Below are 24,814 nucleotides of genomic sequence, written 5' to 3'. Positions count from 1 at the left end.
ATAGATGCCTTAAACTGATACAGTAATTCTCAAAGGAGAGAATTTTTTTCCGGACTTCTTGAAAGACAGATGAAAAAAATAAGCTCGCAAATACAAAAAATATAACTATGTTTGTAGTGATAAAAGATAAGCTTTAACTTTCCGCTTTGAATACAATCTTTATAAAGGTGTAACAAAATGAAGGAACCATTAACTAATTAGTCAAATAATAAATTATGAAAACGAAAATTTCTTTGTTTCTGATGATTTTTTTCTCTGTGATCGCTTTTGCACAGAAAACGGTTTCAGGGAAAATCACGGATGAAGACGGGGTTGGAATTCCCAGTGCCAGCGTAACGGTGGAAGAGCCGGGGAAGGATGCCATCCTTGCTTACGGAATTACCAATTCGAAAGGGGAATATAAGGTCACTTTCACATCTGCGGAATCCAATGTGGATCTTAAAGTAAAAGCTTTCAACCAAAAGTCGGTGACGAGACAGATCAGCAACAGCGATCAGACCCTGAACTTTAAGATGGATTCGGAAGCAACGGAAATCAAAGAAGTAAAGCTTAAAACCAAAATGGTCACCGCGAGAGGCGATACCATTTCTTACGATCTGAAAGCTTTTGACAGCAAAAGCGACAGGACCCTGGCCGACGTTCTGAAGAAAATGCCGGGAATTGAAGTAAATACGGACGGAACCATCCTTTACCAGGGGAATGCTATCAACAAATTTTACGTCAACGGAAAAGACCTGATGGAAGGCGGCTACGGAACGATCAACAACTCGCTTCCGAAAGATGCCGTACAGAAAGTGGAAGTGCTGGAAAATCACCAGCCGGTAAAGATTTTACAGGATAAGGTGCCTTCGGACCAGGCGGCTATCAACATCAAGCTTAAAAACTCCGTGACCATGACCGGAAGGGGAGAAGTGGGCGTCGGAGCCAGCCCGTTATTATGGAACGTTAAACTGACCCCTATGTTTTTCGGCCAGAAAAGCCAGTGGGTGGTCAATTACAAAACCAATAATGTCGGCGAGCAGGTAGAAAATGAAGGAAATATCTTATCCTTCGGAAACAGGTTTGAAGGAAGAAGGATCAATGCAACCCAAAACGACTGGCTGAATGTAGAGAACGCAAGCGCTCCGAATCTTCCGGTAAAAAGATACCTGATGAACAGTGTACATTATGTCTCTGCCAATTACCTGACCAATATCGATAAGAAAAAAGAATGGGAACTTAAAGCCAACGCAAACTATACAAATAATGCAGTAGAAAGGGAATCTTATACTCAACAGGAATTTTTTGCAACAACGGATACCCCTGCATCAACGGTCGTTCAAAATATCCGCAACAATTTCTATACGGATAAGGCAAAAGGAGAACTGATTTTCACTAAAAATGCAAAAAAAGGATTTTTTAAAAATACCACTAGCTTTTCTCAGTACTGGAATGCAGACCGGGGAATTGTCGACAGAACGGCCAACGGTAATCCTGTAAGCCATGGTGACGAAGCATTGGAATCGCCTACAACTTCCTTCCAGAACTCATTGAGTACCATTGTTCCATGGAAAGAAAAGATGGTCAATGTTTTGTCATATATCAGTTATCAGACCGACAGACAGTCCCTGGAGGTTTCGCCGGCATCTTACCTGCAAATTCCGGGATTTCTGCCTACATCTGCAGATTTTGTAAGCCAGAATTTAAGGCTTAAAACTTTTGAAGCGAATCATTCTGCAAATATCGGGTTTTCTGCAAAAGGATGGACGTTTACCCCGGAAGTCGGATTTAATTTTAAATCCACGGATCTGGTTTCGAGTTTATCAAATATTATAACCAATCCTTTTACTGGTCCGAATTCTACACTGTCTTCACGATACAATAATGATTTAAGTTATACAACGGCAACACCTTATGGAAGTGTCGGGGTAAATTATAAGAGTGATTCCTGGATGCTATATGCAAACTTTCCGGTAAACTCCAATAATATTAAAGCCAGTGATCCTTTAAGACAGGTTTCAAAAGATGTAAATAAAGTAACCTTTGAACCGAGCGTTTTTGCCCAGTATAATTTTGCTTCTTTTTGGAAAGCTTCGGTAAATGCCAATATCAACAATAACTTTGGAGAAATCAATACAGCTTATTCCGGATTCTTAATGACTTCACCAAACGGAATTAATACGATGGATCCAAACAATCCGATCCCTCAGAATAACAATAAATCGGCAGGGACGAGATTAGAATACAGAAATCCCCTGAATAACCTATTCTTTAACATTAATTACCGGTATTCGGATGCCAGAAGAAATTTAATCTCTAATCCGAGAATTATTTCAGGGTATACGGTAATGCAGTACAGGGAACAGGAAAATCACATATTGAATAACGGCTATAATCTTGAAGTAGGAAAGTATTTCCCGAAATTCAAAACAAATGCTTCCGTTAACTACAGTAATAATACGGTAAAGTCTGATGCGTTTTATAATGATGATTCGTATACCAATAAAAACAACAGCCAGTCATTTGGCCTGAAGTTCAACAATACGTATTTCAGCTGGATGAGTATTGACTACAACGCCAGCTTCTCAAGAACAAAACAGACAAGTACCGGACAGGTGATTTCAAATGCGGCCAGAACAGGATTTACCCATAACCTGGGCCTTTTCTTCTACCCGATTGAAAATCATACCATCGGATTCAACTGGGATCAGGTGAATACCAATGCGCAAAATCAAAAATACCACAACGGATTCTATGATGTATCTTATCAGTTTACGTGGTCTAAGAAAAAAATAGACTTTGAAGTAAAATGGATGAACATTGCCAATAAAAGAGTATTTGAAACGTATGATATCAATCCTCAGAGTACTTCTTTTACCAGAATCCAGCTCCGCCCGAGCCAGGTGATGTTTACGGTAAAATTCAATTTTAAATAAACGGATTTTAATATATTTAAAAACAGGCTGTCCCAAAAGGGCAGCCTATTTTATTGATCCCTGCCAATATGAAGGTTTTAAAAATATTCAAATCTTCAGCAGATCGCTTTATAACGGCATACAACATATCAAACTCATCATTAATTATTCTGTAAATCAATTTATAACAAGTCGATAAAAATAAAAAATAAAAAAATCTGTAACAAAAGCCGGAAAGCGTTAACTAATCCTATAAACAGTTTTATTAAAATGAAAAAGCTATTTTCAATATTCCTGATTGCCATTTTTGCATTTGCAAACGCTCAGAACAGCGACTCAAAGGAAACGGCCAACCGTTTTTTCTATGAGCTTACCTTCAAGCCCAGAAAAGACTCTGCCAAGCTTGAGAAAGTGATCATGGCGCTGGACATCGTTAAAGACAGATCCATTTACCGTGACTATACAGCCATCGGCCAGGATTCGATTCTTAAAGTTCAGTTTGATGCCATGCAGAAAGCCGGTGTATTCAAAGATTTATCCAAATCCTTTAAAATGCCCAAGTTTTCGGAAAAGATCGTGAAGACATATCCGGATATGAAAATTGAATATATCGAAAGGATTGCAAACGGTTTTACCCCAATGAATATCGGTTATAGTGAAAATCTGAAATTCAACTGGAAGATTTCAAATGATAAAGCAAAGATCGGAGCCTATAATGCTCAAAAAGCAACTACCGAATTCGGCGGAAGAACGTGGACGGCCTGGTTCAGCACAGAGCTTCCTTTCCAGGATGGTCCGTATAAATTCTCAGGGCTTCCGGGGCTTATCGTAAAGATTGAAGATGACGGCAAAAACTATTCATGGGTACTTCAGGGAAATAAAAAAGTACCGAACTGGGAAGAGCTTACTTACATGGAGAAAATCTCAAACGTAGGAACCAAAGTGACGGAAATGCCGAAAGACAAGTTCGACAGGACCTTCAGGGATTTCAAGAAGGATCCTTTTGCATCAGCAAGACCTATGATGACCCAGGAAATCATGTCAAGATCAATTCCGGGAATGGACGGGACCATCGGGGATATGATGAAGAAACAGGAAAAAATGTATAAAGATTTCTTTAATGCCAACGATAATCCGATTGAGATTACCCAAGCGGCTGCTACGGAAAAGAAGAAAAAATAACATTCATATTAACTAATTATATCAGATCAACCCAAATGTTTTCATGCATTTGGGTTGATTTTTTTCATGGCCTGACGTTATTTAGATTAAATTTAAATAGCGTATATTTGCAGACACAAAAATCCTGGCTTTGAAAGATAGAGGTTTACATAAGTTGAGTGGTTTTCCCAAAAACAAGATGGGAAAGATACTGGGGTATGATAACGACAGCCTGAAAATGCCTAATAAAATCATTGAGATGGGGCTTCTTCCCGAAACCGCTTTCCGGATTTTATACCAGGCTCCTTTCAGCGGACCGATGTATGTGGAATTCGGCGACGAAAAAAGCCGCATTGCCCTTCGTGAGGAAGAAGGCAACTATATTATTGTTGAAGAATTGAATTGATGCAGGACAGTCAGAAAAAACAGGTGCTTTTAGTCGGAAACCCCAATGTAGGGAAGTCGACGGTTTTCAATGCCTTAAGCAACAAAAAACAGAAAACCGGAAACTATGCCGGGGTTACCGTAGCCAGCCACTCCGGAACCTATACCTACAAAAACGAAGAGGTGGAAATCATCGATCTGCCGGGTTCTTACAGCATTTATCCCAGTTCTGAAGATGAAGCGATCTTTTCTAAATTCCTGATCGATGAGCAGGAAAATTATGCCGGCGTTATTTATATCCTTGAAGCATTGAGCCTGAAAAGAGGGCTGCTGCTGTTTCAGCAGATCCAGGATCTGGAAATTCCGATGATTCTGGTGGTCAATCAGATCGACCAGGCGGAAAGAAGGGGGATTACGATTGACATTCAGAGATTTTCCGAAGCTTTAGGCATAAAAATTATCCAGACCAATGCGAAAGAGCAGGTTGGAATAGACGATCTCAAGGAAGCCGTCCTTCATCATCAATTTGTAAAGGCAGACCGGGTTTCCTTTGAAACTCCGGCTGAACATAAAGGTTTTATTCAGAAATTAGCTTCCCATAAAGGCTTGGATAACGAATATAAAGCCTGGATGAGCCTATCAATGGGAGCGGACCTTGGCAAAATAGAATCCATTGTCGGACTGATCGAGGAGCCGGATTCCAAAAGCCTGGTCCCAAAAAGGCTACAGGTGCAGGAAACAGTCCGGAGATACCAGCATATTGATAAAATCTTAGCGGATGTGATTTCTAAAAAGCCGCAGTTCAAAGAATTATTAACGGAGAAATTAGATAAGGTCCTGGTTCATAAATTCTGGGGATATGTGGTATTCCTGATGATTTTACTCGTCATCTTCCAGAGCGTCTTTTTCCTTGCCGAATATCCGATGGACTGGATTGACACTTTTTTTTCATGGCTGGCCGCTTTCACTTCGGAACATTTGCCCGAAGGTCCGGTCAATTCTTTGATTTCAAACGGAATTGTTCCGGGGATTGGCGGGATTGTGGTTTTTGCGCCGCAGATCGGGATCCTTTTATATTTTCTGTATCTGCTTGAAGACTCAGGATATATGGCCAGGGTGGTCTTCCTGATGGACCGGCTTCTCCGGCCGTTCGGATTAAACGGAAAAAGTATCGTTCCACTGGTTTCAGGAACGGCGTGTGCCATTCCGGCCGTAATTTCCACCCGGAATATTGAGAACCTCAAGGAAAGACTGTTGACTATTCTGGTAACGCCTTTTATGACATGTTCGGCAAGGCTGCCGGTATACAGCATCATTATCGGGCTTATTATTTCAGACGGCTCTTTTCTGGGGATTAAATATAAGGCGCTGGTATTAATGGGCATGTACCTGCTGGGCTTCCTGGTAGCCCTGTTTTCGGCGGCGGCACTTAAAAGATTTATTAAAAATAAAGGAAAAACCTATCTGGTAATGGATCTGCCGACCTATAAAAAACCGCTTTTTCTCTATGATCTGAAAATGGTTTTGGGGAAGGTCTGGGAATTTATTACCGGAGCGGGAAAAATTATTTTCATCGTCAGCATCATCATCTGGTTCCTGAGCTATTTCGGACCGAAACAGCGTCCGGATCAGTTTGTGGCGACCAATGTGGAGCTGGATCATTCGTACCTCGCTAAGATGGGGAAAGGTATTGAACCTGTGATTGCCCCACTGGGCTACGACTGGAAAATGGGGGTGGGAATCCTTACCAGTTTTGTTGCAAGAGAGGTTTTCGTAGGTACAATGTCCACTTTATACAGCCTGGAAGATGATGCTCCCGAAGTAAAAGTTATCGATAAAATGAGGCGTGACATAAAACCGGACGGCGAAAAAGTCTTCAGCTTTGCCACGGGAGTTTCCGTCCTTTTGTTTTACGCATTTGCAATGCAGTGTGTTTCCACACTGGCAGTAGTCTACAGAGAGACCAAAAGCTGGAAATGGACCGGCCTGCAGGTAGCGATGATGACCGGTTTGGCCTACTTTGTGTCGATGATAGCTTACCAGATCTTAAAATAATGGATACTTCACTCATCTTACAATACATCATTGTTCTTCTCATCGTTGCATTCGCCTGCTATTCCCTGTTCAGGGTCCTCAGGAAAAATTTTGCACCGAAAAAATTCAGCTCCAAAAGAAACGGCTGCGATAAGGATTGCGGGTGTTCTTAACCTAACTGATTCTATTAAAAATCTATAGGCCGCTTTAAAGCGGCTTTTTCTGTTCTGCGATCAACTGAATGATTTATTTCCCATACCAGTCAAGAGTTTTATTTGTACTTTTGAACAAAATTTAACATTATTTTCCCGGCATCAGTAAAATGATACAACAGGAAAATGTATAAATAAAATATAAAATGTCATTAATAAAAAGTATTTCAGGGATCCGCGGAACCATTGGCGGAAAAGTAAATGATAACCTGACCCCGCTGGATGTAGTGAAATTCGCTTCGGCATTCGGAACCTGGCTTCAGAACAACAAAAATAAAAAGGACCTGACGCTGGTCATCGGAAGAGATGCCCGGATTTCAGGACAGATGGTTTCCTCGCTGGTTTCAGCAACATTGCAGGGACTTGGGATCCATGTGGTGGATCTGGGACTTTCTACAACGCCGACGGTTGAAATCATGGTTCCCGAACTGAAGGCTGACGGCGGCATCATCCTTACCGCTTCCCACAACCCGAAACAATGGAATGCACTCAAGCTTTTAAATGACAAAGGAGAGTTCATCAGCGGCGAAGACGGAGCAGACGTACTGGCACTGGCTGAAAGTGAAGACTTCAATTATGCGGAAGTGGATGACCTGGGAAAATACGAGACCAGGGATGACGCTTTTGATATCCATATCCGGCAGATTTTAAATCTTCCGATGGTAGATGCGGAAGCGATTAAGGCAAAGAAATTTAAAGTAGTGCTGGATGCCGTGAACTCTACAGGCGGAATTGCCATTCCGATGCTGCTGGATCAGCTCGGCTGCGAAACCGTGAAACTATACTGTGAGCCGACGGGTCATTTCCCGCACAATCCGGAACCGCTGAAAGAACACCTGGGCGATATCTGCGGGCTGATAAAAAAAGAAGGGGCCGATGTCGGGATCGTTGTCGATCCGGATGTGGACCGACTGGCCTTGATTGATGAAAAAGGCGAAATGTTCGGGGAAGAATATACCCTGGTGGCCGTAGCGGATTATTTACTGAAACATAAAAACGGCGTGGCTGTTTCCAACCTTTCTTCCAGCCGTGCTTTACGGGATGTTGCCCGGGCACACCAATCGGAGTACTTTGCCAGTGCAGTAGGAGAGGTGAATGTAGTGACCCTGATGAAGGAAAAAAATGCCGTGATCGGAGGTGAAGGAAACGGCGGCATCATTTACCCGGATCTCCATTACGGAAGAGATTCATTGGTAGGGGTAGCCTTGTTCTTAACACACCTGGCGAAAGAAAATAAAACGGTTTCCGAATTAAGGGCAGGCTACCCGGCTTATTTCATGGGAAAAAAGAAGATTGAGCTTACCCCGGAAATCAACGTAGATGATATTTTATCCCAAATGGAAAAAGAATACCGGAACGAAGAAGTATCTACCGTGGATGGGGTAAAAATAGATTTTGAAAACAACTGGGTGCACCTCAGAAAATCCAACACGGAACCGATTATCAGAATTTATACGGAAGCCCGATCTCAGGAAGAAGCGGATCAGCTGGGAGATGATATCATCGCAAAGATCAGAAGCCTGATCGGATAGAACTGATGAGAACGGGACTGTTTGTTCCGTTCTTTTTTTAATGATTTAATGTCTGAATAATTGGTCAGATGCTGCGATAATCAACTATTATCAAAACGTTAAATTATTGATAATTCCATTTTTTTTATCCACAATGATTTGGGAATGATGTTCTTTTTACTATCTTTAAAATAGAAATTTACGAAGAGGAATGTCGAAAAAATTTCGCAACTTTGCATACCTTTTGAATCTTAAATTTCAGAAGTAATATTAATTTAAATGAAGTTTATCGAGGTTTGTAAGCATATTCAGACATTGATTGACTAAGGATACAAGTATTGGAAGAATATTTTGGAAATGAACTTGTAAAGAAGTTCGAAGAAATGATGGATAACAATGATGAGTTCTACTTCGATACCGAAGAACTGGAAGACATTATTGTTTATTATCTGGAGCTCGGAGACTTTAATTATGCCGATGTAGCGGTGAATTACGGACTGAAGCTTCATCCCAATTCTTTGGATATCAAGATCAAGAAACTTGAAATCCTTCTGGAATGGGAAGATTATACGACTTCAAAAGCACTGATCGATGAGCTGAAAGGCTCTTCTATGGAAAACACTGATTTTCTGGTGTGCTATGCGAAGTACTATTCGAATCTGGGAAACCCTAAAAAATCCATTGAAATTTGTAAAAAGGCACTGGAGCTGAGAGAAGAAGAAAATTTCCTCCACAACTTTATTGCAGATGAGTATGTGAATCTGGGCGACCCTTTCAACGCTCTTAAACACTACAAAAAAGCACTTAAAGAAGACCCTACGGATGAGTATTCCCTGGAAAACTGCATGGTGTGCTTTGCAGACCTGAATAAGAGTGATGAGGCGATTGCCTTTCTGAATGAATACCTGGATGAATTTGCCTATTCCGAAATAGCGTGGTTTGAATACGGGCAGTTTTATTTCAACAGGAAGAATTATGAAGAAGCCATTAGGGGGTACGATTACCTGCTGGCCATCAATTCCAATTCGGTAGGGGTATATGCCAACAAGGCAGCCTGCTATGAAGCATTGGGGCAGTATAAAAAGGCAATCGAAGTATATGAGGAAATGCTTGAACTGGAATATACCAAAGCATTTACCTTCTACAAAATCGGACTTTGCTACAAAGCATTGAAACAGCCGATTGTCGCTTTAAACGCTTTTCAGAAATCGCTGAGGGAAGATCCTCAGTTTTATCTGGCTATGATGGAGCAGTCCTACATCTACGAAGACATGGGCGGAATGACGGAAGCACTGCATTTTGCAAAAGAAGCCACTCATCTCAATGAAAATAACCTGGATTACCAGAAAAGGCTGGCTTTTCTGTTCATCGATTCCGGAAAGTTTGAAGAAAGCCTTTCGTGCCTGAAAAAGCTGGTGGATGCAGAACCTGCAAGGTTCTACAACTGGTATGCCTATTCGGAAGTGCTGATGCTTCTGGGGGAATATGAAGAAGCCGTAACGCTTTTAAACAATGCTCTGAAAGCACATCACCGGGCTGAACTGTATTACCAGCTGAGCAACTGCTATTTCAACCTGAAAGACCATGAAAAAGGTACCGAGTCGCTTCATCAGGCATTGGAACTGGATCCTTCTCTGGTAACGGATATGCAGAAGAAATATCCTTTCATCAGAGACGAGGTAAAAAAGGTGAAGGCTAAAGTGAAGAAAAGGAATTCATAAAAATGAAATTCAGCTGATGCGTTTTAAGGTTCACTGAATTTTAAAACTGAATATAGATCCTGCAGTGATGCAGGATTTTATTTTTGTAGGACATTCGGTCTTGCCCTTAAAAAGATCAGTCCGGCAATAATAATCCCTGCACCGACAAACTGCAGGACGGAAAGTTTTTCGCCGTCCAGCACGCCCCAGATAATGGCTACAATCGGCATCAGTAAGGTTACCGTAGAAGCGAACAATGGGGAAGAGACCTTTAACAGACGGTAATTCATCATCATGGCCAGTCCGGTTCCGAAAACGGACAACAGGCTGACGAACATCAGACCCACAAGGTGGTTTTCATCTAAACGGAATGTTGAGAAAAATCCGGTAAAAATCAATGATATAAGAGAGGGAAGAAACAGCACGAAGGAAAATACGAAGGCCGATAATACCGTAGACGAAACTTCCATCAGCCTGGATTTTACAGTCGTGGTGCTTATGGCATAACATAAAGTAGCCATGAGCAACAGGAGAATCGGAATCAGTTTAAATTGGGTTCCGTCACCTTCACCGCCAAAAGCCAGCAGGCATACGCCGGTAAAACTGATGAAGGTCCCGATCATCTGCCGCTGCGTCGTTTCAAATTTCCAGACCAGGGCACCGACAATAATCACAAAAATAGGCATCATGGAATTGATAATGCCCGCAATACTGCTGCTTACTTCTTTTTCAGCAATCGGAAACAGGAACATGGGAATAAAATTTCCGGTAACAGCGGCCAGGATCAGCCATTTCAAATGTTTTTTAGGAAACAGTTTATATTTTGAGACGGCTACCGGCATCAGGATGATCCCTGCAATCAGAACCCTTAAGGCACCTACCTGATAAGGAGTGAAATGGCCCAGGGATTTTTTGATCAGAATAAAGGACGAGCCCCAGATGAGGCTGAGTACGATTAGAAGCATCCACTTTTCTCTATCCGCGTTCATTGTTTTTCGTGTAAAATTTTTAGAAATTCTTTTTTAGGAATCATCGTTGCGCCCAGGCTTTCAAGATGTTCCGTATGCGACTGGCAGTCGATGAGCTGGAGATGCTCTTTATGGGTTTCCACGAAATAGATGAATCCTGCTTTGGAAGCATTGCTCACTTTTGAAAACATGCTTTCCCCGCAGAAGACCTTGCCTATCTGTATTCCATAAAATCCGCCCACCAGCTTTCCGTCCTGACATACTTCGATGCTTTTCGCCAGGCCGTACTCATGAAGCTGGATAAATGTCTGCATCAGTTCATCCGAAAGCCAGGTGCCGTCCTGCCCGCGGCGGCTGATTTCCTGACAGTTTCTGATCACTTCCCTGAACTTTTGGTTCTCCGAAAAAGTAAAGACATTCCGGTTCATGATTTTCCGCATGGATTTGGAAACCTTCAGTTCGTCAGGAAACAGAACAAACCGGGGGTCGGGGCACCACCATAGAATCTCTTCACCGGGGTTGTACCAGGGAAAGATACCAAGCTGATAGGCAAACCATACCCGCTCCGCTGAAAGGTCACCACCGAGCGCAATAACGCCCTCGTGCCCGTCGTAGATGGCGGGATCCGGAAATGAAATTTCGTTTTCGTCTAATCGGAACATACTTGTGAAAAAAAATCCTGCTAAAAAGCAGGATTTATATGAAGGGTCATCTTTTAATTAGAAAGGAAGATCGTCATCATCATCTCCTGCAAAAGGATTTTCGTTAGAAACCGGAGAAGCCGATTGAGAAGGTGCTGCCTGGGTAGGCTCTGAACCGTTATCGGAAACTTTCTCTACTCTCCATCCTGTAATCGAGTTGAAGTATTTCGTCTCGCCCTGTGGGGAAACCCATTCTCTTCCCCGGATGTTGATTCCTACTTTTACATTTTCTCCTTCTTTAAGACTGTCCAATAAACTGATCTTGTCAGACAAAAATTCTATGTTTATCGGCTGGGGATACTGCTCCTGTGTCAGAATCACCATTTCTCTCTTTTGGAAACCGCTCGCAAAAGTCTGAGCGTCAAATATTTTCTTTACCGTTCCTTGTAATTCCATATCATATTAATTAACGGTGTAAAAGTAATAAAATCAATTGTAATAAAGAGTATGCGGGAAAAAAAATGTAAAAATTTTAATTTTTTTTGCCCAAAAGTTTGGAGGTAAAAGAATTTATCCTATCTTTGCACCACTGAAAACGAAACAAGTTCTTTAAAAATATAACTTAATAAAAACTGCGGATGTGGTGTAATTGGTAGCCACGCCAGACTTAGGATCTGGTGCCGTGAGGCGTGGGGGTTCGAGTCCCTTCATCCGCACAGTTTGCGAAAATAGCTCAGCTGGTAGAGCACAACCTTGCCAAGGTTGGGGTCGCGGGTTCGAATCCCGTTTTTCGCTCCACGCCTGCCCTGGTGGTGGAACTGGTAGACACGCAGGACTTAAAATCCTGTGCCTCTTTTGGCGTGCGGGTTCAAGTCCCGCCCGGGGTACAAAAAAACCTCCGTAATGATTCATTACGGAGGTTTTTTGTTTTCGGACGGTCAACACCGTTAATTTCTTATTGCATTTGCTGATCGACCAACCAGAGCTCTTAGTTTTGAAGGCACCGATACATTTCTCCGCTGTGCTGCAAAAAAAACATTCGAACTGACGTTATTTAATTGAAAGCTAATTAAATTTTTTATCCATATTTTGTGCTTTGATCTGAAATTACATGCCAAATGCATAATAAACAATAGGATAAATGACTGTAAGAGAATAATTTTTTTAGCTTATATTCAGTAATTTACTATGCCGGATGTATAAAATTTTGGTTAGGACTTACATCTTTTCTGAAAAAATCCTATATTTGCAACCTTAACGCGGATGTGGTGTAATTGGTAGCCACGCCAGAATCAGGATCTGGTGCCGCAAGGCATGGGGGTTCGAGTCCCTTCATCCGCACAGGATTGATAAACCTTTGTAACAATGTTACAGAGGTTTTTTTGTTTTCAGAATTCTTGGTACTTGAGTTTTTCCTACTTTTGTACATTATTCATTCCCCATGAAAAAAATTATCCTTATCGAAGACGAAACCAGTGTGGTGTCCTTTATCAAGAAAGGGTTACAGGAAAGTGGCTATGAAGTTTCCGTGGCTTTTGACGGCAGAACCGGCGTGCAGCTGGTGCAGTCGAATGATTTCGATCTGGTGATTCTGGATATCATGCTGCCGGAAATGAACGGGCTGGATGTCTGCAAGGAGATCCGTAAAACCAATCCTCATGTTCCGATCCTGTTTCTGACGGCTTTGGGAACTTCGGAAAATATTGTGCTTGGCCTTGAAAGCGGAGGCGATGACTATCTGGTAAAACCTTTTAAGTTTATTGAACTCGTAGCAAGAATAAAATCTCTTTTAAGAAGAAGCGGTAATGGAAATGCTGCTGAAATTCCCGGACCGGAAGTGGATCATGAACACGTATTCCAGTTCTCGGATCTTGTGCTCAACGATTATACCAAAAAAGTAACGCGGGGAGGAGCGGAGGTCTCGCTGACTTCCACCGAATATAAATTGCTTCTTTATTTTTTAAACAATCCCGAAAAAGTGATTTCCCGGGCCGAAATTTTAGATTCGGTATGGGGCGTGAATTATGAGCTGGGAACAAATGTTGTAGATGTCTATGTAAATTACCTGAGGAAAAAACTGGACCATCAGGAAGATCATAAATTGATCCATACGGTAATAGGAATGGGGTATGTCCTTAAAAAAGCGTAATGATGTTCAGCCGGGTAATGACGAATCAAACCAAAACGATGGTGCTTCTGATGTTGGTTTTTACCGCCATCATTTTGCTGTTCAGCGGATTGGTGTATTTCTCGATCGTGAACTTTTCGCATCAGAGGTTTTATGAGTTGCTGAAGATCCGTACCACCACCATTATCCAGATCGAAAAAGGAAAAGACGACCTGGACCTACCGGAAAATTATATCCTGAACGGGCTGAATGATGAAGAGCTTCCCATGGAACGGGATTATGTTTTTGCCATTCCCGCCGATTCCAACTTTCAGAAAATTTCCGGTGAAATCCATATTCCTTCTTATTTTTTTAAAAATATTATTAAAAAGGGAGAATCCAACTACAACGACCAGGAGTTTTATTATATCGGGCAGACCTTCCGGCATGACGATAAAAATTATATCGCCATTGCTTCTGCCAAAAACCATTATGTGGTCTATTATCTCGGGTTCCTGAAGCGTACCCTGGTCACCTGCATTGTGCTATCGCTGTTCTTCAGTATGATTTTTTCATTTTATCTGTCTAAAACTTTATTCAAACCCATTTTGAAGATTACCGGAAAAGTACAGGAAATCAGCTCGGAAAATCTGCACCTGCGGCTTGAGCCCCAGCCGGATAATAAAGAACTGAATGAGCTTGTGGACACCTTCAACGGTATGCTCAACCGCATTGAAACTTCGTTTGAAACCCAGAATCACCTCATCGGAAATGTATCGCATGAACTCCGCACCCCTCTGACTTCGATTATGGGAGAGGCGGATGTGGCGCTTTCCATTTCCCGGACCAATGAAGAATATAAAGAAACATTAGGGATTATCCTGAATGAAGCGGAAAAATTAGATAAGAAAATCAAAGCGTTGCTGATGATCGCCCAGACCGGATTCAACGGGAAAATCCAGAAAGTGGATAAGATACGCATCGACCAGCTGCTTTGGGATGTCATTGAAACCCTGCGGAAAATAGATTTCAGGAACAATATTTACCTGGACATCAGCATGCTGCCGGATAATCCCAGAAAACTGAAAGTACAGGGGAATGAGCAGCTGCTGCATCTTGCCGTGACCAATATCATCCAGAACGGCTGTAAATATTCCGATTTCCAGCAGGTGAAGGTTTCATTGGGCGCAACGGATACGGATGTTTATATCATTGTAAAAGACCATGGGATCGGTATTCCCGGGAAAGAAATGAATAAAATCTACGATCCTTTTTTCCGGGCTTCCAATACCAACAATTATGAAGGGTACGGCATCGGGCTTCCCCTGGCCCGAAATATTGTAAGGATACACCAGGGTGAACTGATCGTAAGTTCGCATGAAAACCAGGGAACCACTGTGCAGCTGCGTTTCCCGAATTTTTATAATGCTCACCCTGAAGACAAAGAGAGTATTTAAAAAGTATTGTTAAAATAGAAAGAGGCGGGTGGTTTTTAGCGGGAAAAAAACTTCCAGCCTCCGGCTTCCCTCTTCCTGCTTCAGATTTTCTAATCACATTTTAATCTCTTTAACCACATTCTAATTCCTTTCCAAAGAAACTCTAATTCGGTCGTCCTAGATTTGTAGTATCGAAAAAGATATACGAACCCAAATCTTAAAAATATGATCAGGACGATTTTAATAGCTACCGATTATTCTCTTGAATCTTTAAATATTTTAAAGAAAGTGATGAGGGAAAAAGATACTGCGGAAGATCAGAACCGATATAATATTCTTTTGGTTTCCGGATATGACATGGGAGACTCCATCCGTGATCTTCTGTTCAATACGAAAAGTACGGTCTTTAATAGGCTGAGACCGGAGGAATTTTGTGATGCCTACGGAATCATCAGGAATAAATATTCCCATCTGATCAATAAAATAACCTGCGATATTTTCACCGGCAGTTTCCAGAGGACTTTCAATAATTATATAAAGGCGGGAAATATTCAGGAAGCTTATTATTCTCCGGCCATCAGGAGCAAAGGAAAAGGTAAATTCGATCTGATTCCTTATATCAGAAAATGCAAAGACCTGGAATCCCGTGAAATTTCTCTTGAAGTGCGGGATCGTCTTCCTGAAAAAGGAAGGCTGGCGGAGATTTTCGTGGAAGCTTAAATTAAACATTAAAAATTTTAAAAATGTTAAGGAATTATAGTAACAGCAGGACGTTGGGAGACAACATCAGATTGGGGACGCTGACTGCCTTTACGGCAGGTACTATAAATATTGCCTCGCTTCTGATATTCCTTTCTTTCACATCGAACGTTACGGGACATTACGCTATTTTTGCGGCGGAAATCAGCAAAGGAAACTGGTCGCAGGTAGCCGTTGTGGGATTATGGATTTTCCTGTTCTTTTTCGGAGGTTTTGTTTCAAATTTTATCGTAATTACCTTTAATAAAAAGAGCAAATATTTCGCCCATTCCATGCCGCTGGTGCTGGAAATTGCATGCCTGCTGTTTGTAGGGATTTACGGGCAGTTTTATTACCGCAAAACACTGGAAGAAACAGAATTGCTGGTGGCACTGATGCTGTTTGCCACAGGTCTGCAGAACGGGTTAACGGCGAGTATCTCCAATTTTTCGGTAAAAACCACCCACCTTACCGGTACCACCACCGACCTTGGGATTCTGTTTTCGATGTTTACCAGGAAAGAATTCAGAAAAAACGGTGAGCTGGTGGCGAGAGCAAAACTGTTGATGAGTATTATGATTTCCTATGTGGCAGGGGCTGTTTTCTCAGGGCTGACGTATTATCACCTGGAATTCAGGGTATTTTATATCATCTGTCTATGCCTGCTGGTGGTGATCGGGTATGATGCCTATAAAATCCATGTCAGACACTTTAACACCGGATACCGCTACAGTAAAATTTATAAAAAGCCGAATCTTATCGCTTCCTTTTATCATAAAGTTCATGGAGTTCCTAAAATTCATTTACCCGAAGGACGGAAGAAAAGAAAGCTTGTCTTCGACGAATAAAAGAGGTGTAATGGAATAGAAAAGCCGAAAGTTGTTGATAACATTTTTCCTGTTGATTGGCGGAACAGGATGCCTGAAAATTAAATATTAATAAAAAAATAGAGATATCAGTATTAATTTTGTGTAAACTAGCTGTGAATCAATCCTCTAATTGTGTAAGGCAATTGGGGGATTGTGTTTTGAAAAAGTACTCTGAAACAGGCCTGTTGTGTGGAGGGATGCCGATCTTACATCTTGTTAAAATGTTGATAATTAAATTTTAATTCAGACCTTTATAGTTTTAATTCTTAATTTGAATGACTATTTTTGTAAGTTGATTTACGTTTTTTATGTCAGATATTATTCAGCTTTTACCGGATCATGTAGCCAACCAGATTGCAGCAGGAGAAGTCGTTCAGCGACCTGCGTCCATTGTAAAAGAACTTTTGGAGAATGCGATTGATGCACAGGCCACGAAAATTGAGTTGATTATACGGGATGCAGGAAAAAATCTGATCCAGGTGGTCGATAACGGTAGGGGAATGTCTGAAACCGATGCGAGAATGGCTTTTGAACGGCATGCCACCTCAAAGATCAGGGGTACGGAAGATATTTTCAGAATTGCAACCAAAGGATTCCGCGGCGAAGCACTGGCTTCCATTGCGGCCGTTTCTCAGGTTGAACTGCGCACGAAACAGCCGGAAGCAACCATCGGGACGAATATCTATATCGAAGGCGGTATCTTCCAGTTTCAGGATCCGGTGCAGACGGCAGACGGATCCAATTTCCTGGTAAAGAATTTATTTTACAATGTTCCGGCCAGAAGAAAGTTTCTCAAAAACAATAATGTTGAATTCAGACATGTCATCGATGAATTCCAAAGGGTTGCCCTGGCACATGAAAATCTGGAATTTTCTTTGTTTCATGATGACGATGCGGTCTTCAGGCTCAGAAAAGGAAGCCAGATGCAGCGTATTGTCGATATTTTCGGAAGAAAGTTGCAGCCGCAGCTGGTCCCGATAAAAGAAGATATCATCTGGTGCAGGCTTCACGGGTTCGTGGCAAAACCGGAAGGAGCCAAGAAAACAAGGGGCGAACAGTTTCTTTTTGTGAACGGAAGGTATTTCAGAAGTGCCTATTTCAATAAAGCGGTTCAGGAAGCTTTTGAGGGGCTGCTTATGCCGGGCTATGCTCCTACCTTTTTCCTTTTTCTGGAACTTGATCCCGAGAAAATCGACGTGAACATCCATCCGCAGAAAACAGAAGTTAAATTTGAAGACGAACACCTGATTTTTGCCCTGCTGCGTTCTACCATCAAAAGATCGCTGGGAATCTATAATGTCTCCCCGAGCCTTGATTTTGAAAGGGATCCCGAACTGGACGATATGATGCAGAAAACGTTCCCAAGCAAAAGCAACGGCGGTGGAAATACCGTCATTAAAATGCCGGAGATTATCGTAGACCGGGATTATAATCCTTTCTTGGAAGAACGGGAGGTAGCCCATGCTGAAATCCAGAATCTTACGGAGATGTACCATCAGAATATTTCGACGGCAGAACCTTCCAAGATCAATTTATTTGAAGATGAGGATTTCGATGAAGATCTGATGCGGCTGCCAAACGGATACTGGCTTTTCAATAAAGGAGATAAAACCCTGATGCTGGATCTGGGAAGAATGCACCGGCTCTGGGTTTCCGCCAATACAAAACCTTCAAAGAAAGGAACACCGAACAGCCATTCCCTGCTTTTTTCTCTGGAATACCATATGAATGAAATGGAGAAGTCGAAATACAATTCCATTAAAAAATACCTTCCGGAACTGGGCTTTGAAATGAGTATCGCCCATGAAAGCGTACTGAGGATCGATGCCGTACCCGAAGGCCTGAAGGAAACCCAGGTGATGAAATTCCTGGAAAACATTTTTGAGATCCTGGAGTATAAATCGGAAGAGGAATTTATGCAGCACTACCAAAGCCAACTGAATAAAATGCAGTCTAAATCCAGGTTCGATTTTATATATAAAAAAGATGCGGAACAGCTGATCCGGGATTTTACGGCCCTGGGCTTCCCGGAATTTTTGCCGGATGGGAAAAGATGTTTTTTCGAGGTTCCGTTTAATGATTTTAAGAATAAATTTTAGAAGATATGTTTAATAATATTCCGCCACTTACAAGAAATATCATCATCATCAATATTGTGGTGTTTATTATTTCCTTTTTTATTCCTCAACTAAATGATCTGCTTTCCGCATATTATCCCTTTTCCCCCAATTTTAAATCATGGCAGATTATTACCCATATGTTTATGCATGGAGGGATTATGCATATTGCCTTTAATATGTTTACCCTTTACAGCTTCGGGCCGATTCTTGAGCAAAGGCTTGGAGATAAAAAATATTTGATCCTTTACTTTTTAAGCGGTTTAGGAGCTTTTTTCCTGTTCAACTTATGGAATTATTTTGAAATACAGCAGTTGACCGCTGCTCTGATGACCAATTCCAATGTTGATGTACACAAAATATATGAAAGTGCTGATCTGAGCCGGTATGGTTTCAATCCTCAGCCGTATATGAACAATGAAGATGAATTCAACCTTTATATGGGGCTGATCAGCAGGATGGTAGGAGCTTCCGGAGCAATATTCGGGGTGATCGCAGCTTTTGCAACTTTGTATCCCGAAGCAAGAATAGCCATTATGTTTATTCCGATTCCTATAAAGGTAAAATATGTTTTACCGGTGGTCATTATCGGTTCTGTTTATTTGGGAGTGTCCGGAAACGGAGGCGGCATTGCGCATCTTGCCCATGTCGGTGGAGCTATCGTTGGCTTTATTCTGGCAAAAATATGGAAGAAACATTTATACAGATTTAATTAACGTCCTGTGAAAATCGTCCGTTTTGTCCTTTTCGTACTTCATCTGATTACATTCCTGCTTTTGACGGGAATGCTGCTCAACGCTTATATTTCTCCGAAGGTCTTTCCGGGGTTCAATCTGCTGTCCCTGGCTTTTCCGGTACTGATTTGCGGCTATGCAGCCCTTACCGTTTTCTGGATCATCAGCTGGAAAAAGAGGGCTTTTGTCTTTTTCTTTCTGGGATTGCTGTTCTTTAATCCGGCATTAAGATGGGTGAATTATTCATCTGTAAAAAAGGAAGTGCCGGACCTTAAAGTGATGTCTTTCAATACAAGATCGGGCGGTACCTCAAAGAGTGTGACAAAAGAATATCTTAAAAATTCGGGTGCAGATATTATCCTGCTTCAGGAAGATGACGGTCAGGAATACGGATCTTTAAAATATGAAACCGCAAGTTTTGGAAACATTATCATTCTGTCAAAATATAAAATTATTGACAGGCAGTTTATAAAGCTTAATGACGGACATATTGATGATCCTGCTCTGCAGGTTGATGTAGAAATCAAAAGAAAAAGGTACCGGTTAATCAGTGCCCATTTGCAATCTTTCAAATTTGAAAAAAATATGGTTAAGCTTAACGGCAACAATGAAGAAGACGAGGCAAAAATAAAAAATATCATCAAAAGGCTGATGCCTACTTTTAAAATGCATCAGGAACAGGTCGCTATTATTAAAAAAGCGGTAGAAGCCTCACCATATCCGGTAATCCTTGCAGGCGATTTAAATTCCGTTCCCAATTCATACGAATATTATCATCTTTCGGAAGGGGTGAAGGATGCTTTTGTCGAGGCAGGACGGGGAAGCGGTACCAGCTTTCACGACTATAAATTCCCGATCCGGATTGACTATATTTTTACTTCAGAATCAATTAAAGCGTTAAGTTATCAGGTAGACCGCTCCGTTAAAGTATCCGATCATTTCCCTGTTATTGCAACCTTCAGGCTGGAAAACTGATCATAAAAACCGTTAAAGTTTTGGCCATGGTAAGATTTTTGCTGAAATTGCTACGGTACCTTATACTGTTTTCATGAAGCTGATCCAGATATTGTTATTTGCCCATATTGCCATTGCCGTTTTGCTGTTGTGTACCTTAGGGAATGCATGGGTACCGCCTAATCTTTTAGGTGTTCTCAACCTTCTGTCGTTGGGGTTTCCTTATTTAATCTCCCTTTATATTATTTTTACCCTCTTTTGGATTGTCAAAAGAAAGAAATTCGCCATTGCCTTTGTACTGGGAATATTCCTGTTTTATAATCCGATCAGAAGATGGATCAACTTTACTCCCAAAACGGAAAATCTAAAATCAGTAAGGGATATTAAGGTTATTACCTTTAATGTAAAATACGGGGAATCGGGATGGGATAAGGTAAAAAAATATATTATGGACCAGGATGCCGATATTATTCTGGTACAGGAAAAAGATACCAACCGCGCCCTGAAACAGGACATGGTAAAATACCCTTCTGTTATTCTCAAGACCAAGCATAAAATCGTAAGGCAGGAAGAGCTTATTACGGATAAATCAAGGGGAAATTCTTTTTATGCCGATGTAGACATCAACGGAAAAATGATCCGGATCATTAATGTTTACCTTGAGCCTTTCCGTTTACATAAATCCATGCTTAAATTCGAAGGTATCGGAAAGGAGGGGAATAAAATCAACACCCTTCTCTCGCACATGACGCCTACTTTCAAGGCGCATGAAAATCAGATTAAAAAAATAAGGAAAGCGGTTGATCTTTCCCCTTATCCGGTGATCCTGGCGGGGGACTTTAATTCCGTCCCGAATTCCTATGAATATTATAATCTTGGGAAAGACCTTCAGGATGCTTTTTTAGCTGCCGGAAACGGCAATTCCTCCAGTTTTCACGATTACAAGGTGCCGCTGAGGATCGATTATATTTTCAGCTCAAAATCCATTATCCCTTTAAGCTATAAAGTGGATAATTCCGTACAATTGTCGGATCACTATCCCGTAATTGCGGAATTTCTACTAAATTAGTTCCCATGAAAAATTTATTTTTTGCCGCATTTGTTTTTTATGCTGTTACCTTATCCTGTTCCAAAAAAGAACCGGCAGACCTGTATCCTGCAGACAGCCCGAAGGCAAATTATGATACGGCAGCCATTGATTCTTTTTCCAATGGAGCCACTTCCATTGATGTAGTCCGGGAAATCAGGATGTCTTCCCGTAAATACCAGGACTCCGTAAAGGAAGCTGTGAAAGCCCGGGAACAGGAAAAGAAACTGAAAGAAGAAATAGAAAAAGAGAATAAAAAAAGTGCAGAAGAAAAGAAAGCGGAAGAGAAAAAGCTTAAAACCGACGAAACCCTTCCTGCCGGTGATACGAAAATACCATAATACAGATACACGGAATACATTTTAAAAATTTCAATACCTATGAAAAAAAACATTTTATCAGGACTGATGATCGCCGCAGTGGCGGTATCCTGTACAAAATCAACATCTAAGACAGAACAGGTGGAAAATGCGGACGGAACGGTAACCACCACCACAACTACTGAAACGGGCGTAGGTGTGGATACGGCAAAGATTAATCAGACCAGGGCAAATGCCAAGGCAAGGCTTGATGAAGCCGGAAACAAAATCGATAATGCTGCAGAAGATGCAAAAAGTAAAATTGATGCTACGGCAGATAAGGCAAAAGCAGACCTTCATCAGGCAGGCCAGGAGGTAAAGGATGCTGCAGCCAAAGGCGCTTCGAAAGTAGAGGAGGGTGCCAGGAAGCTAAAAGAAGATTTGAAAAAATAAGAAAAAAACCGCAGTAAAAGCTGCGGTTTTTTATTTATCGGTTCAGTTCCAGCAAAGGATCGATGTATTCCCGGTCATTGCTCAGCCGTGGGACTTTATTCTGTCCGCCGAGCTTCCCTTTAGACTCCAGCCAGCAATAGAAAAGATTGGGCTTGGCAATATGGACGATCGGTCTCTTCAGCGTAATATTGTTGTAACGTTTGGCTTCATAATCCGAATTGATGGATTTCAGATGGCTGTCAAAAATATCTGTAAAACGGTCCAGATCATCCGGCTTCTTACAGAATTCAAAAATCCACTCATGGGCACCGCTTTCGTTCTCTCTCATAAAGACAGGAGCTCCGGTAAAGTCCGAAACGGCAGCATTGGTTTCCTCACAGGCTTTGGTAAGCGCAGATTCCACATTGGTGATCATCAGTTCTTCCCCGAACGCATTAATGTAATGCTTCGTTCTTCCCGTAATTTTGATTCTGAACGGATTGGTTGAGGTAAATACCACGGTATCCCCGATCAGGTATCGCCATAAACCGCCGTTGGTGGTAATGACCATGGCATAATTCCTTCCTGTTTCCACCTCTTCAAGGCTTACCACTTTGGGATCTGAGGAATGGAACTGGTCCATCGGGATAAATTCATAAAAGATGCCGTAATCGAGCATCAGGAGCATCTCGTCGCTGTTGGAGCGGTCCTGAATCCCGAAGAAACCTTCGGAGGCATTATAGATTTCGTAATAATTGATATTTTTACCAATGATCTGCTGATACTGCTCGCGGTAAGGTTTAAAACTGATTCCGCCATGAAAGAACACTTCCAGGTTGGGCCAAAGCTCCGCAATATTATTGAACTCGGTTTCTTTAAGTACCCGCTGCAGCAGCACCATCATCCAGCTCGGAACGCCCAAAATGCTTCCTACATCCTGGTTCTTTACCTCGGATGTGATGGCTTTAAGCTTGCTTTCCCATTCGCCCATCAGGGAAACCTTTTTGCTGGGCGTAGTGGTTACTTCCACCCAGAACGGGAGATTATCAATCAGGATAGCCGATAAATCACCGAATTTGGTGTTGAAGTCGGCATAGAGTTCGGAACTTCCTCCCAGGCGCAGGTTTTTATAATTGAAAAGCTGGTTTTCGGGATGGTTGTTGGCATAGATGGAAACCATGTCTTTTCCGGCTTTCATGTGGCAATATTCCAGGCTTTCAGCTGAAATCGGGATAAACTTACTCCTGGCGTTGGTCGTTCCCGAAGATTTCGCAAAATGCTTGATGTAGCCCGGCCAGCTGACATCCTTCTGTCCCTGTCTTGCTTTCTCAATATAAGGCTCCATTTCTTCGTAAGTCACGATCGGAACTTTGTTTTTAAAGTCCTGATAACTCGAGATGGAATTAAAACCATATTTCCTGCCGTACTCCGTATCTTCGGCATGAAACAGCTGGGAAAATAGGATACCTTTCTGGGTTTCAATGGGGTGATCCATGAAATTCTGAATCTGATCGATCCGCTGACGGATAAACCAATTGACCACCGTATTGAAAAGTGCTTTCGTTGCCATTCCAACAAATATAACAATAATTGGATTTTCCAGGAATTTTTTCCGGGTGAAAAATGTAAATTTTCATGTGTTTTTCTATATATTTTTATCGGAATAACATACCAACAGGAAAACAGGAGAAGGATAAATATTTATTAATGTAAAAAATGATTATCCGGCTATCGGAAATAAAAAAAACCGCTGCAAAATTTGCAGCGGTTCCTGTATTTAAAGTTTTATTCTTAGCAGTATTCATCGTAAGCCGCCTGAAGGTTGGCTGCGATAGCGCCGGCAGGGTTTCCTTCAATGTGATGCCTTTCCAGCATATGAACCAGTTCCCCGTCTTTGAAAAGGGCTACACATGGTGAGCTCGGAGGAAATGGGGCCAGGTGCTTTCTCGCTTCCGTTACCGCTTCGGTATCGAAACCTGCAAAAACGGTAGTCAGATGATCCGGCTTCTTATCTCCCGTCAAAGAATAAACAACGCCCGGTCTTGCTGCTCCTGCTGCGCACCCGCATACGGAATTGATCACCAGAAGGGTGGTTCCTGATTGTTTCAACGCTTCTTCTACCTGAGCCGGGGTGGCCAGATCCTCAAAGCCTTTATCTGTAAGTTCAGCCTTCATCGGCATTACTAAATCTTGTGGATACATATTTTTGTTTTTTGTAAAGTACAAATTTAAGCAATTCCCCGCTTTTCATCAATATATAAAAACTATCAATGTTTTTGTTAAATAAAATGCATTAAATGGAAATTATATAAACATAACTAACATTAGATAAATTAAGTTTGTTAATAATGCTAAAATATTACTAAATTTGAAATGATTCTGAAAACAATGGCCATGAAAAAATGTTTATTGTTTCCCTCGGTTTTATTTAAATGATGAGTTCCGGACAATGACAGGATGATTAAATAAAATCTGAACACAAAATGAAGCCCGGAACTTAAAAATCCCGGGCTTCTTTAATCAAATCGATATGCAA

At 41.6% G+C, this 24,814-nt stretch carries 22 protein-coding genes and 4 tRNA genes; 21 read left to right on the top strand and 5 right to left on the bottom strand.

Annotation, left to right across the window (positions count from 1 at the left end; genetic code table 11):
- Positions 1-215 precede the first annotated feature (215 nt).
- From CHA01nite_RS06455 to CHA01nite_RS06430, 7 genes are all read left to right on the top strand, one after another.
- Positions 216-2,915 (top strand): carboxypeptidase regulatory-like domain-containing protein, encoded by a 2,700-nt coding sequence (locus CHA01nite_RS06455; RefSeq protein WP_146940491.1) that lies wholly within the window; start codon positions 216-218, stop codon positions 2,913-2,915.
- A 249-nt stretch (positions 2,916-3,164) separates the two neighbouring features.
- Positions 3,165-4,076, top strand: a complete 912-nt coding sequence (locus CHA01nite_RS06450) for a GLPGLI family protein (RefSeq protein WP_146940490.1) — start codon at positions 3,165-3,167, stop codon at positions 4,074-4,076.
- Between the two features lie 130 nt (positions 4,077-4,206).
- On the top strand, positions 4,207-4,461 hold the full coding sequence (locus CHA01nite_RS06445) for a FeoA family protein (RefSeq protein WP_146940489.1): 255 nt from the start codon (positions 4,207-4,209) through the stop codon (positions 4,459-4,461).
- Complete coding sequence (gene feoB, locus CHA01nite_RS06440; RefSeq protein ID WP_146940488.1) at positions 4,461-6,494, top strand: ferrous iron transport protein B; 2,034 nt, start codon at positions 4,461-4,463, stop codon at positions 6,492-6,494. The genes CHA01nite_RS06445 and feoB overlap by 1 nt, the downstream gene beginning before the upstream one ends.
- The gene (locus CHA01nite_RS20465) at positions 6,494-6,646 is read left to right on the top strand and encodes a hypothetical protein (protein WP_170234694.1); all 153 of its coding nucleotides are present in this window, start codon (positions 6,494-6,496) and stop codon (positions 6,644-6,646) included. Before feoB ends, CHA01nite_RS20465 begins: the two co-directional genes overlap by 1 nt.
- Before the next feature lie 185 nt (positions 6,647-6,831).
- Positions 6,832-8,217: a phosphoglucosamine mutase gene (glmM, locus tag CHA01nite_RS06435; protein WP_146940487.1), complete on the top strand. Its 1,386-nt coding sequence runs from the start codon at positions 6,832-6,834 to the stop codon at positions 8,215-8,217.
- Positions 8,218-8,534: 317 nt separating this feature from the next.
- The gene (locus CHA01nite_RS06430; protein WP_146940486.1) at positions 8,535-9,917 is read left to right on the top strand and encodes a tetratricopeptide repeat protein; all 1,383 of its coding nucleotides are present in this window, start codon (positions 8,535-8,537) and stop codon (positions 9,915-9,917) included.
- 77 nt (positions 9,918-9,994) lie between these two features.
- Here CHA01nite_RS06430 and CHA01nite_RS06425 read toward each other — a convergent pair whose 3' ends face one another.
- The 3 genes from CHA01nite_RS06425 to CHA01nite_RS06415 are packed head-to-tail and all read right to left on the bottom strand — an operon-like array spanning position 9,995 to position 11,961.
- The gene (locus CHA01nite_RS06425; protein ID WP_146940485.1) at positions 9,995-10,885 is read right to left on the bottom strand and encodes a DMT family transporter; all 891 of its coding nucleotides are present in this window, start codon (positions 10,883-10,885) and stop codon (positions 9,995-9,997) included.
- Entirely contained in the window at positions 10,882-11,526 is a 645-nt protein-coding gene (gene aat / locus CHA01nite_RS06420) for a leucyl/phenylalanyl-tRNA--protein transferase (protein WP_146940484.1), read from the bottom strand. The genes CHA01nite_RS06425 and aat overlap by 4 nt, the downstream gene beginning before the upstream one ends.
- Positions 11,527-11,583: 57 nt before the next feature.
- Complete coding sequence (locus tag CHA01nite_RS06415; protein WP_146940483.1) at positions 11,584-11,961, bottom strand: DUF3127 domain-containing protein; 378 nt, start codon at positions 11,959-11,961, stop codon at positions 11,584-11,586.
- Positions 11,962-12,139: 178 nt separating this feature from the next.
- Here CHA01nite_RS06415 and CHA01nite_RS06410 point away from each other — a divergent pair.
- From CHA01nite_RS06410 to CHA01nite_RS06345, 14 genes are all read left to right on the top strand, one after another.
- Positions 12,140-12,221 (top strand) — tRNA-Leu (locus CHA01nite_RS06410).
- A 6-nt stretch (positions 12,222-12,227) separates the two neighbouring features.
- Positions 12,228-12,303: transfer RNA gene (locus CHA01nite_RS06405), tRNA-Gly, on the top strand.
- Positions 12,304-12,308: 5 nt separating this feature from the next.
- Positions 12,309-12,392: transfer RNA gene (locus CHA01nite_RS06400), tRNA-Leu, on the top strand.
- A 372-nt stretch (positions 12,393-12,764) separates the two neighbouring features.
- A tRNA-Leu gene (locus CHA01nite_RS06395) sits at positions 12,765-12,846 on the top strand.
- Between the two features lie 100 nt (positions 12,847-12,946).
- Positions 12,947-13,654, top strand: a complete 708-nt coding sequence (locus CHA01nite_RS06390) for a response regulator transcription factor (RefSeq protein ID WP_146940482.1) — start codon at positions 12,947-12,949, stop codon at positions 13,652-13,654.
- Complete coding sequence (locus CHA01nite_RS06385) at positions 13,654-15,069, top strand: sensor histidine kinase (protein ID WP_228458352.1); 1,416 nt, start codon at positions 13,654-13,656, stop codon at positions 15,067-15,069. The genes CHA01nite_RS06390 and CHA01nite_RS06385 overlap by 1 nt, the downstream gene beginning before the upstream one ends.
- A 204-nt stretch (positions 15,070-15,273) precedes the next feature.
- Positions 15,274-15,768 (top strand): hypothetical protein, encoded by a 495-nt coding sequence (locus CHA01nite_RS06380; RefSeq protein ID WP_146940481.1) that lies wholly within the window; start codon positions 15,274-15,276, stop codon positions 15,766-15,768.
- 23 nt (positions 15,769-15,791) lie between these two features.
- Complete coding sequence (locus CHA01nite_RS06375; protein WP_146940480.1) at positions 15,792-16,634, top strand: YoaK family protein; 843 nt, start codon at positions 15,792-15,794, stop codon at positions 16,632-16,634.
- A gap of 329 nt (positions 16,635-16,963) precedes the next feature.
- Positions 16,964-18,754: a DNA mismatch repair endonuclease MutL gene (gene mutL, locus CHA01nite_RS06370; protein WP_146940479.1), complete on the top strand. Its 1,791-nt coding sequence runs from the start codon at positions 16,964-16,966 to the stop codon at positions 18,752-18,754.
- Between the two features lie 5 nt (positions 18,755-18,759).
- The gene (locus CHA01nite_RS06365; protein ID WP_146940478.1) at positions 18,760-19,488 is read left to right on the top strand and encodes a rhomboid family intramembrane serine protease; all 729 of its coding nucleotides are present in this window, start codon (positions 18,760-18,762) and stop codon (positions 19,486-19,488) included.
- 6 nt (positions 19,489-19,494) lie between these two features.
- Positions 19,495-20,481 (top strand): endonuclease/exonuclease/phosphatase family protein, encoded by a 987-nt coding sequence (locus CHA01nite_RS06360; protein ID WP_228458351.1) that lies wholly within the window; start codon positions 19,495-19,497, stop codon positions 20,479-20,481.
- Positions 20,482-20,554: 73 nt separating this feature from the next.
- Positions 20,555-21,529, top strand: a complete 975-nt coding sequence (locus CHA01nite_RS06355) for an endonuclease/exonuclease/phosphatase family protein (protein ID WP_146940477.1) — start codon at positions 20,555-20,557, stop codon at positions 21,527-21,529.
- A gap of 5 nt (positions 21,530-21,534) precedes the next feature.
- Positions 21,535-21,888, top strand: coding sequence for a hypothetical protein (locus CHA01nite_RS06350; protein WP_146940476.1), 354 nt, complete (start codon positions 21,535-21,537; stop codon positions 21,886-21,888).
- A gap of 39 nt (positions 21,889-21,927) precedes the next feature.
- Positions 21,928-22,299 (top strand): hypothetical protein, encoded by a 372-nt coding sequence (locus CHA01nite_RS06345; protein WP_146940475.1) that lies wholly within the window; start codon positions 21,928-21,930, stop codon positions 22,297-22,299.
- Between the two features lie 34 nt (positions 22,300-22,333).
- Here CHA01nite_RS06345 and CHA01nite_RS06340 read toward each other — a convergent pair whose 3' ends face one another.
- Together CHA01nite_RS06340 and CHA01nite_RS06335 are read right to left on the bottom strand one after the other, a co-directional pair.
- The gene (locus CHA01nite_RS06340; RefSeq protein ID WP_146940474.1) at positions 22,334-23,848 is read right to left on the bottom strand and encodes a GH3 auxin-responsive promoter family protein; all 1,515 of its coding nucleotides are present in this window, start codon (positions 23,846-23,848) and stop codon (positions 22,334-22,336) included.
- Between the two features lie 221 nt (positions 23,849-24,069).
- On the bottom strand, positions 24,070-24,480 hold the full coding sequence (locus CHA01nite_RS06335) for a BrxA/BrxB family bacilliredoxin (protein ID WP_146940473.1): 411 nt from the start codon (positions 24,478-24,480) through the stop codon (positions 24,070-24,072).
- Between the last annotated feature and the right edge of the window lie 334 nt (positions 24,481-24,814).

The sequence above is a fragment of the Chryseobacterium hagamense genome, from assembly GCF_007991455.1.
GTDB classification, from domain to species: domain Bacteria; phylum Bacteroidota; class Bacteroidia; order Flavobacteriales; family Weeksellaceae; genus Chryseobacterium; species Chryseobacterium hagamense.
The sequence above is the reverse complement of the archived record's forward strand: the minus strand, read 5'-3'. Positions and strand labels throughout refer to the sequence as shown.

Bases quoted from the DNA above. Each gene is read 5' to 3' on its own strand.
- CHA01nite_RS06335 (WP_146940473.1), bottom strand. From the start codon at position 24,480: ATGTATCCACAAGATTTAGTAATGCCGATGAAGGCTGAACTTACAGAT.
- feoB (WP_146940488.1), top strand. From the start codon at position 4,461: ATGCAGGACAGTCAGAAAAAACAGGTGCTTTTAGTCGGAAACCCCAAT.
- CHA01nite_RS06380 (WP_146940481.1), top strand. From the start codon at position 15,274: ATGATCAGGACGATTTTAATAGCTACCGATTATTCTCTTGAATCTTTA.
- CHA01nite_RS06450 (WP_146940490.1), top strand. From the start codon at position 3,165: ATGAAAAAGCTATTTTCAATATTCCTGATTGCCATTTTTGCATTTGCA.
- CHA01nite_RS06455 (WP_146940491.1), top strand. From the start codon at position 216: ATGAAAACGAAAATTTCTTTGTTTCTGATGATTTTTTTCTCTGTGATC.
- CHA01nite_RS06375 (WP_146940480.1), top strand. From the start codon at position 15,792: ATGTTAAGGAATTATAGTAACAGCAGGACGTTGGGAGACAACATCAGA.
- CHA01nite_RS06355 (WP_146940477.1), top strand. From the start codon at position 20,555: ATGAAGCTGATCCAGATATTGTTATTTGCCCATATTGCCATTGCCGTT.
- CHA01nite_RS06385 (WP_228458352.1), top strand. From the start codon at position 13,654: ATGATGTTCAGCCGGGTAATGACGAATCAAACCAAAACGATGGTGCTT.
- CHA01nite_RS20465 (WP_170234694.1), top strand. From the start codon at position 6,494: ATGGATACTTCACTCATCTTACAATACATCATTGTTCTTCTCATCGTT.
- CHA01nite_RS06340 (WP_146940474.1), bottom strand. From the start codon at position 23,848: ATGGCAACGAAAGCACTTTTCAATACGGTGGTCAATTGGTTTATCCGT.
- CHA01nite_RS06350 (WP_146940476.1), top strand. From the start codon at position 21,535: ATGAAAAATTTATTTTTTGCCGCATTTGTTTTTTATGCTGTTACCTTA.
- CHA01nite_RS06415 (WP_146940483.1), bottom strand. From the start codon at position 11,961: ATGGAATTACAAGGAACGGTAAAGAAAATATTTGACGCTCAGACTTTT.
- CHA01nite_RS06425 (WP_146940485.1), bottom strand. From the start codon at position 10,885: ATGAACGCGGATAGAGAAAAGTGGATGCTTCTAATCGTACTCAGCCTC.
- glmM (WP_146940487.1), top strand. From the start codon at position 6,832: ATGTCATTAATAAAAAGTATTTCAGGGATCCGCGGAACCATTGGCGGA.
- CHA01nite_RS06390 (WP_146940482.1), top strand. From the start codon at position 12,947: ATGAAAAAAATTATCCTTATCGAAGACGAAACCAGTGTGGTGTCCTTT.
- aat (WP_146940484.1), bottom strand. From the start codon at position 11,526: ATGTTCCGATTAGACGAAAACGAAATTTCATTTCCGGATCCCGCCATC.
- mutL (WP_146940479.1), top strand. From the start codon at position 16,964: ATGTCAGATATTATTCAGCTTTTACCGGATCATGTAGCCAACCAGATT.
- CHA01nite_RS06365 (WP_146940478.1), top strand. From the start codon at position 18,760: ATGTTTAATAATATTCCGCCACTTACAAGAAATATCATCATCATCAAT.
- CHA01nite_RS06345 (WP_146940475.1), top strand. From the start codon at position 21,928: ATGAAAAAAAACATTTTATCAGGACTGATGATCGCCGCAGTGGCGGTA.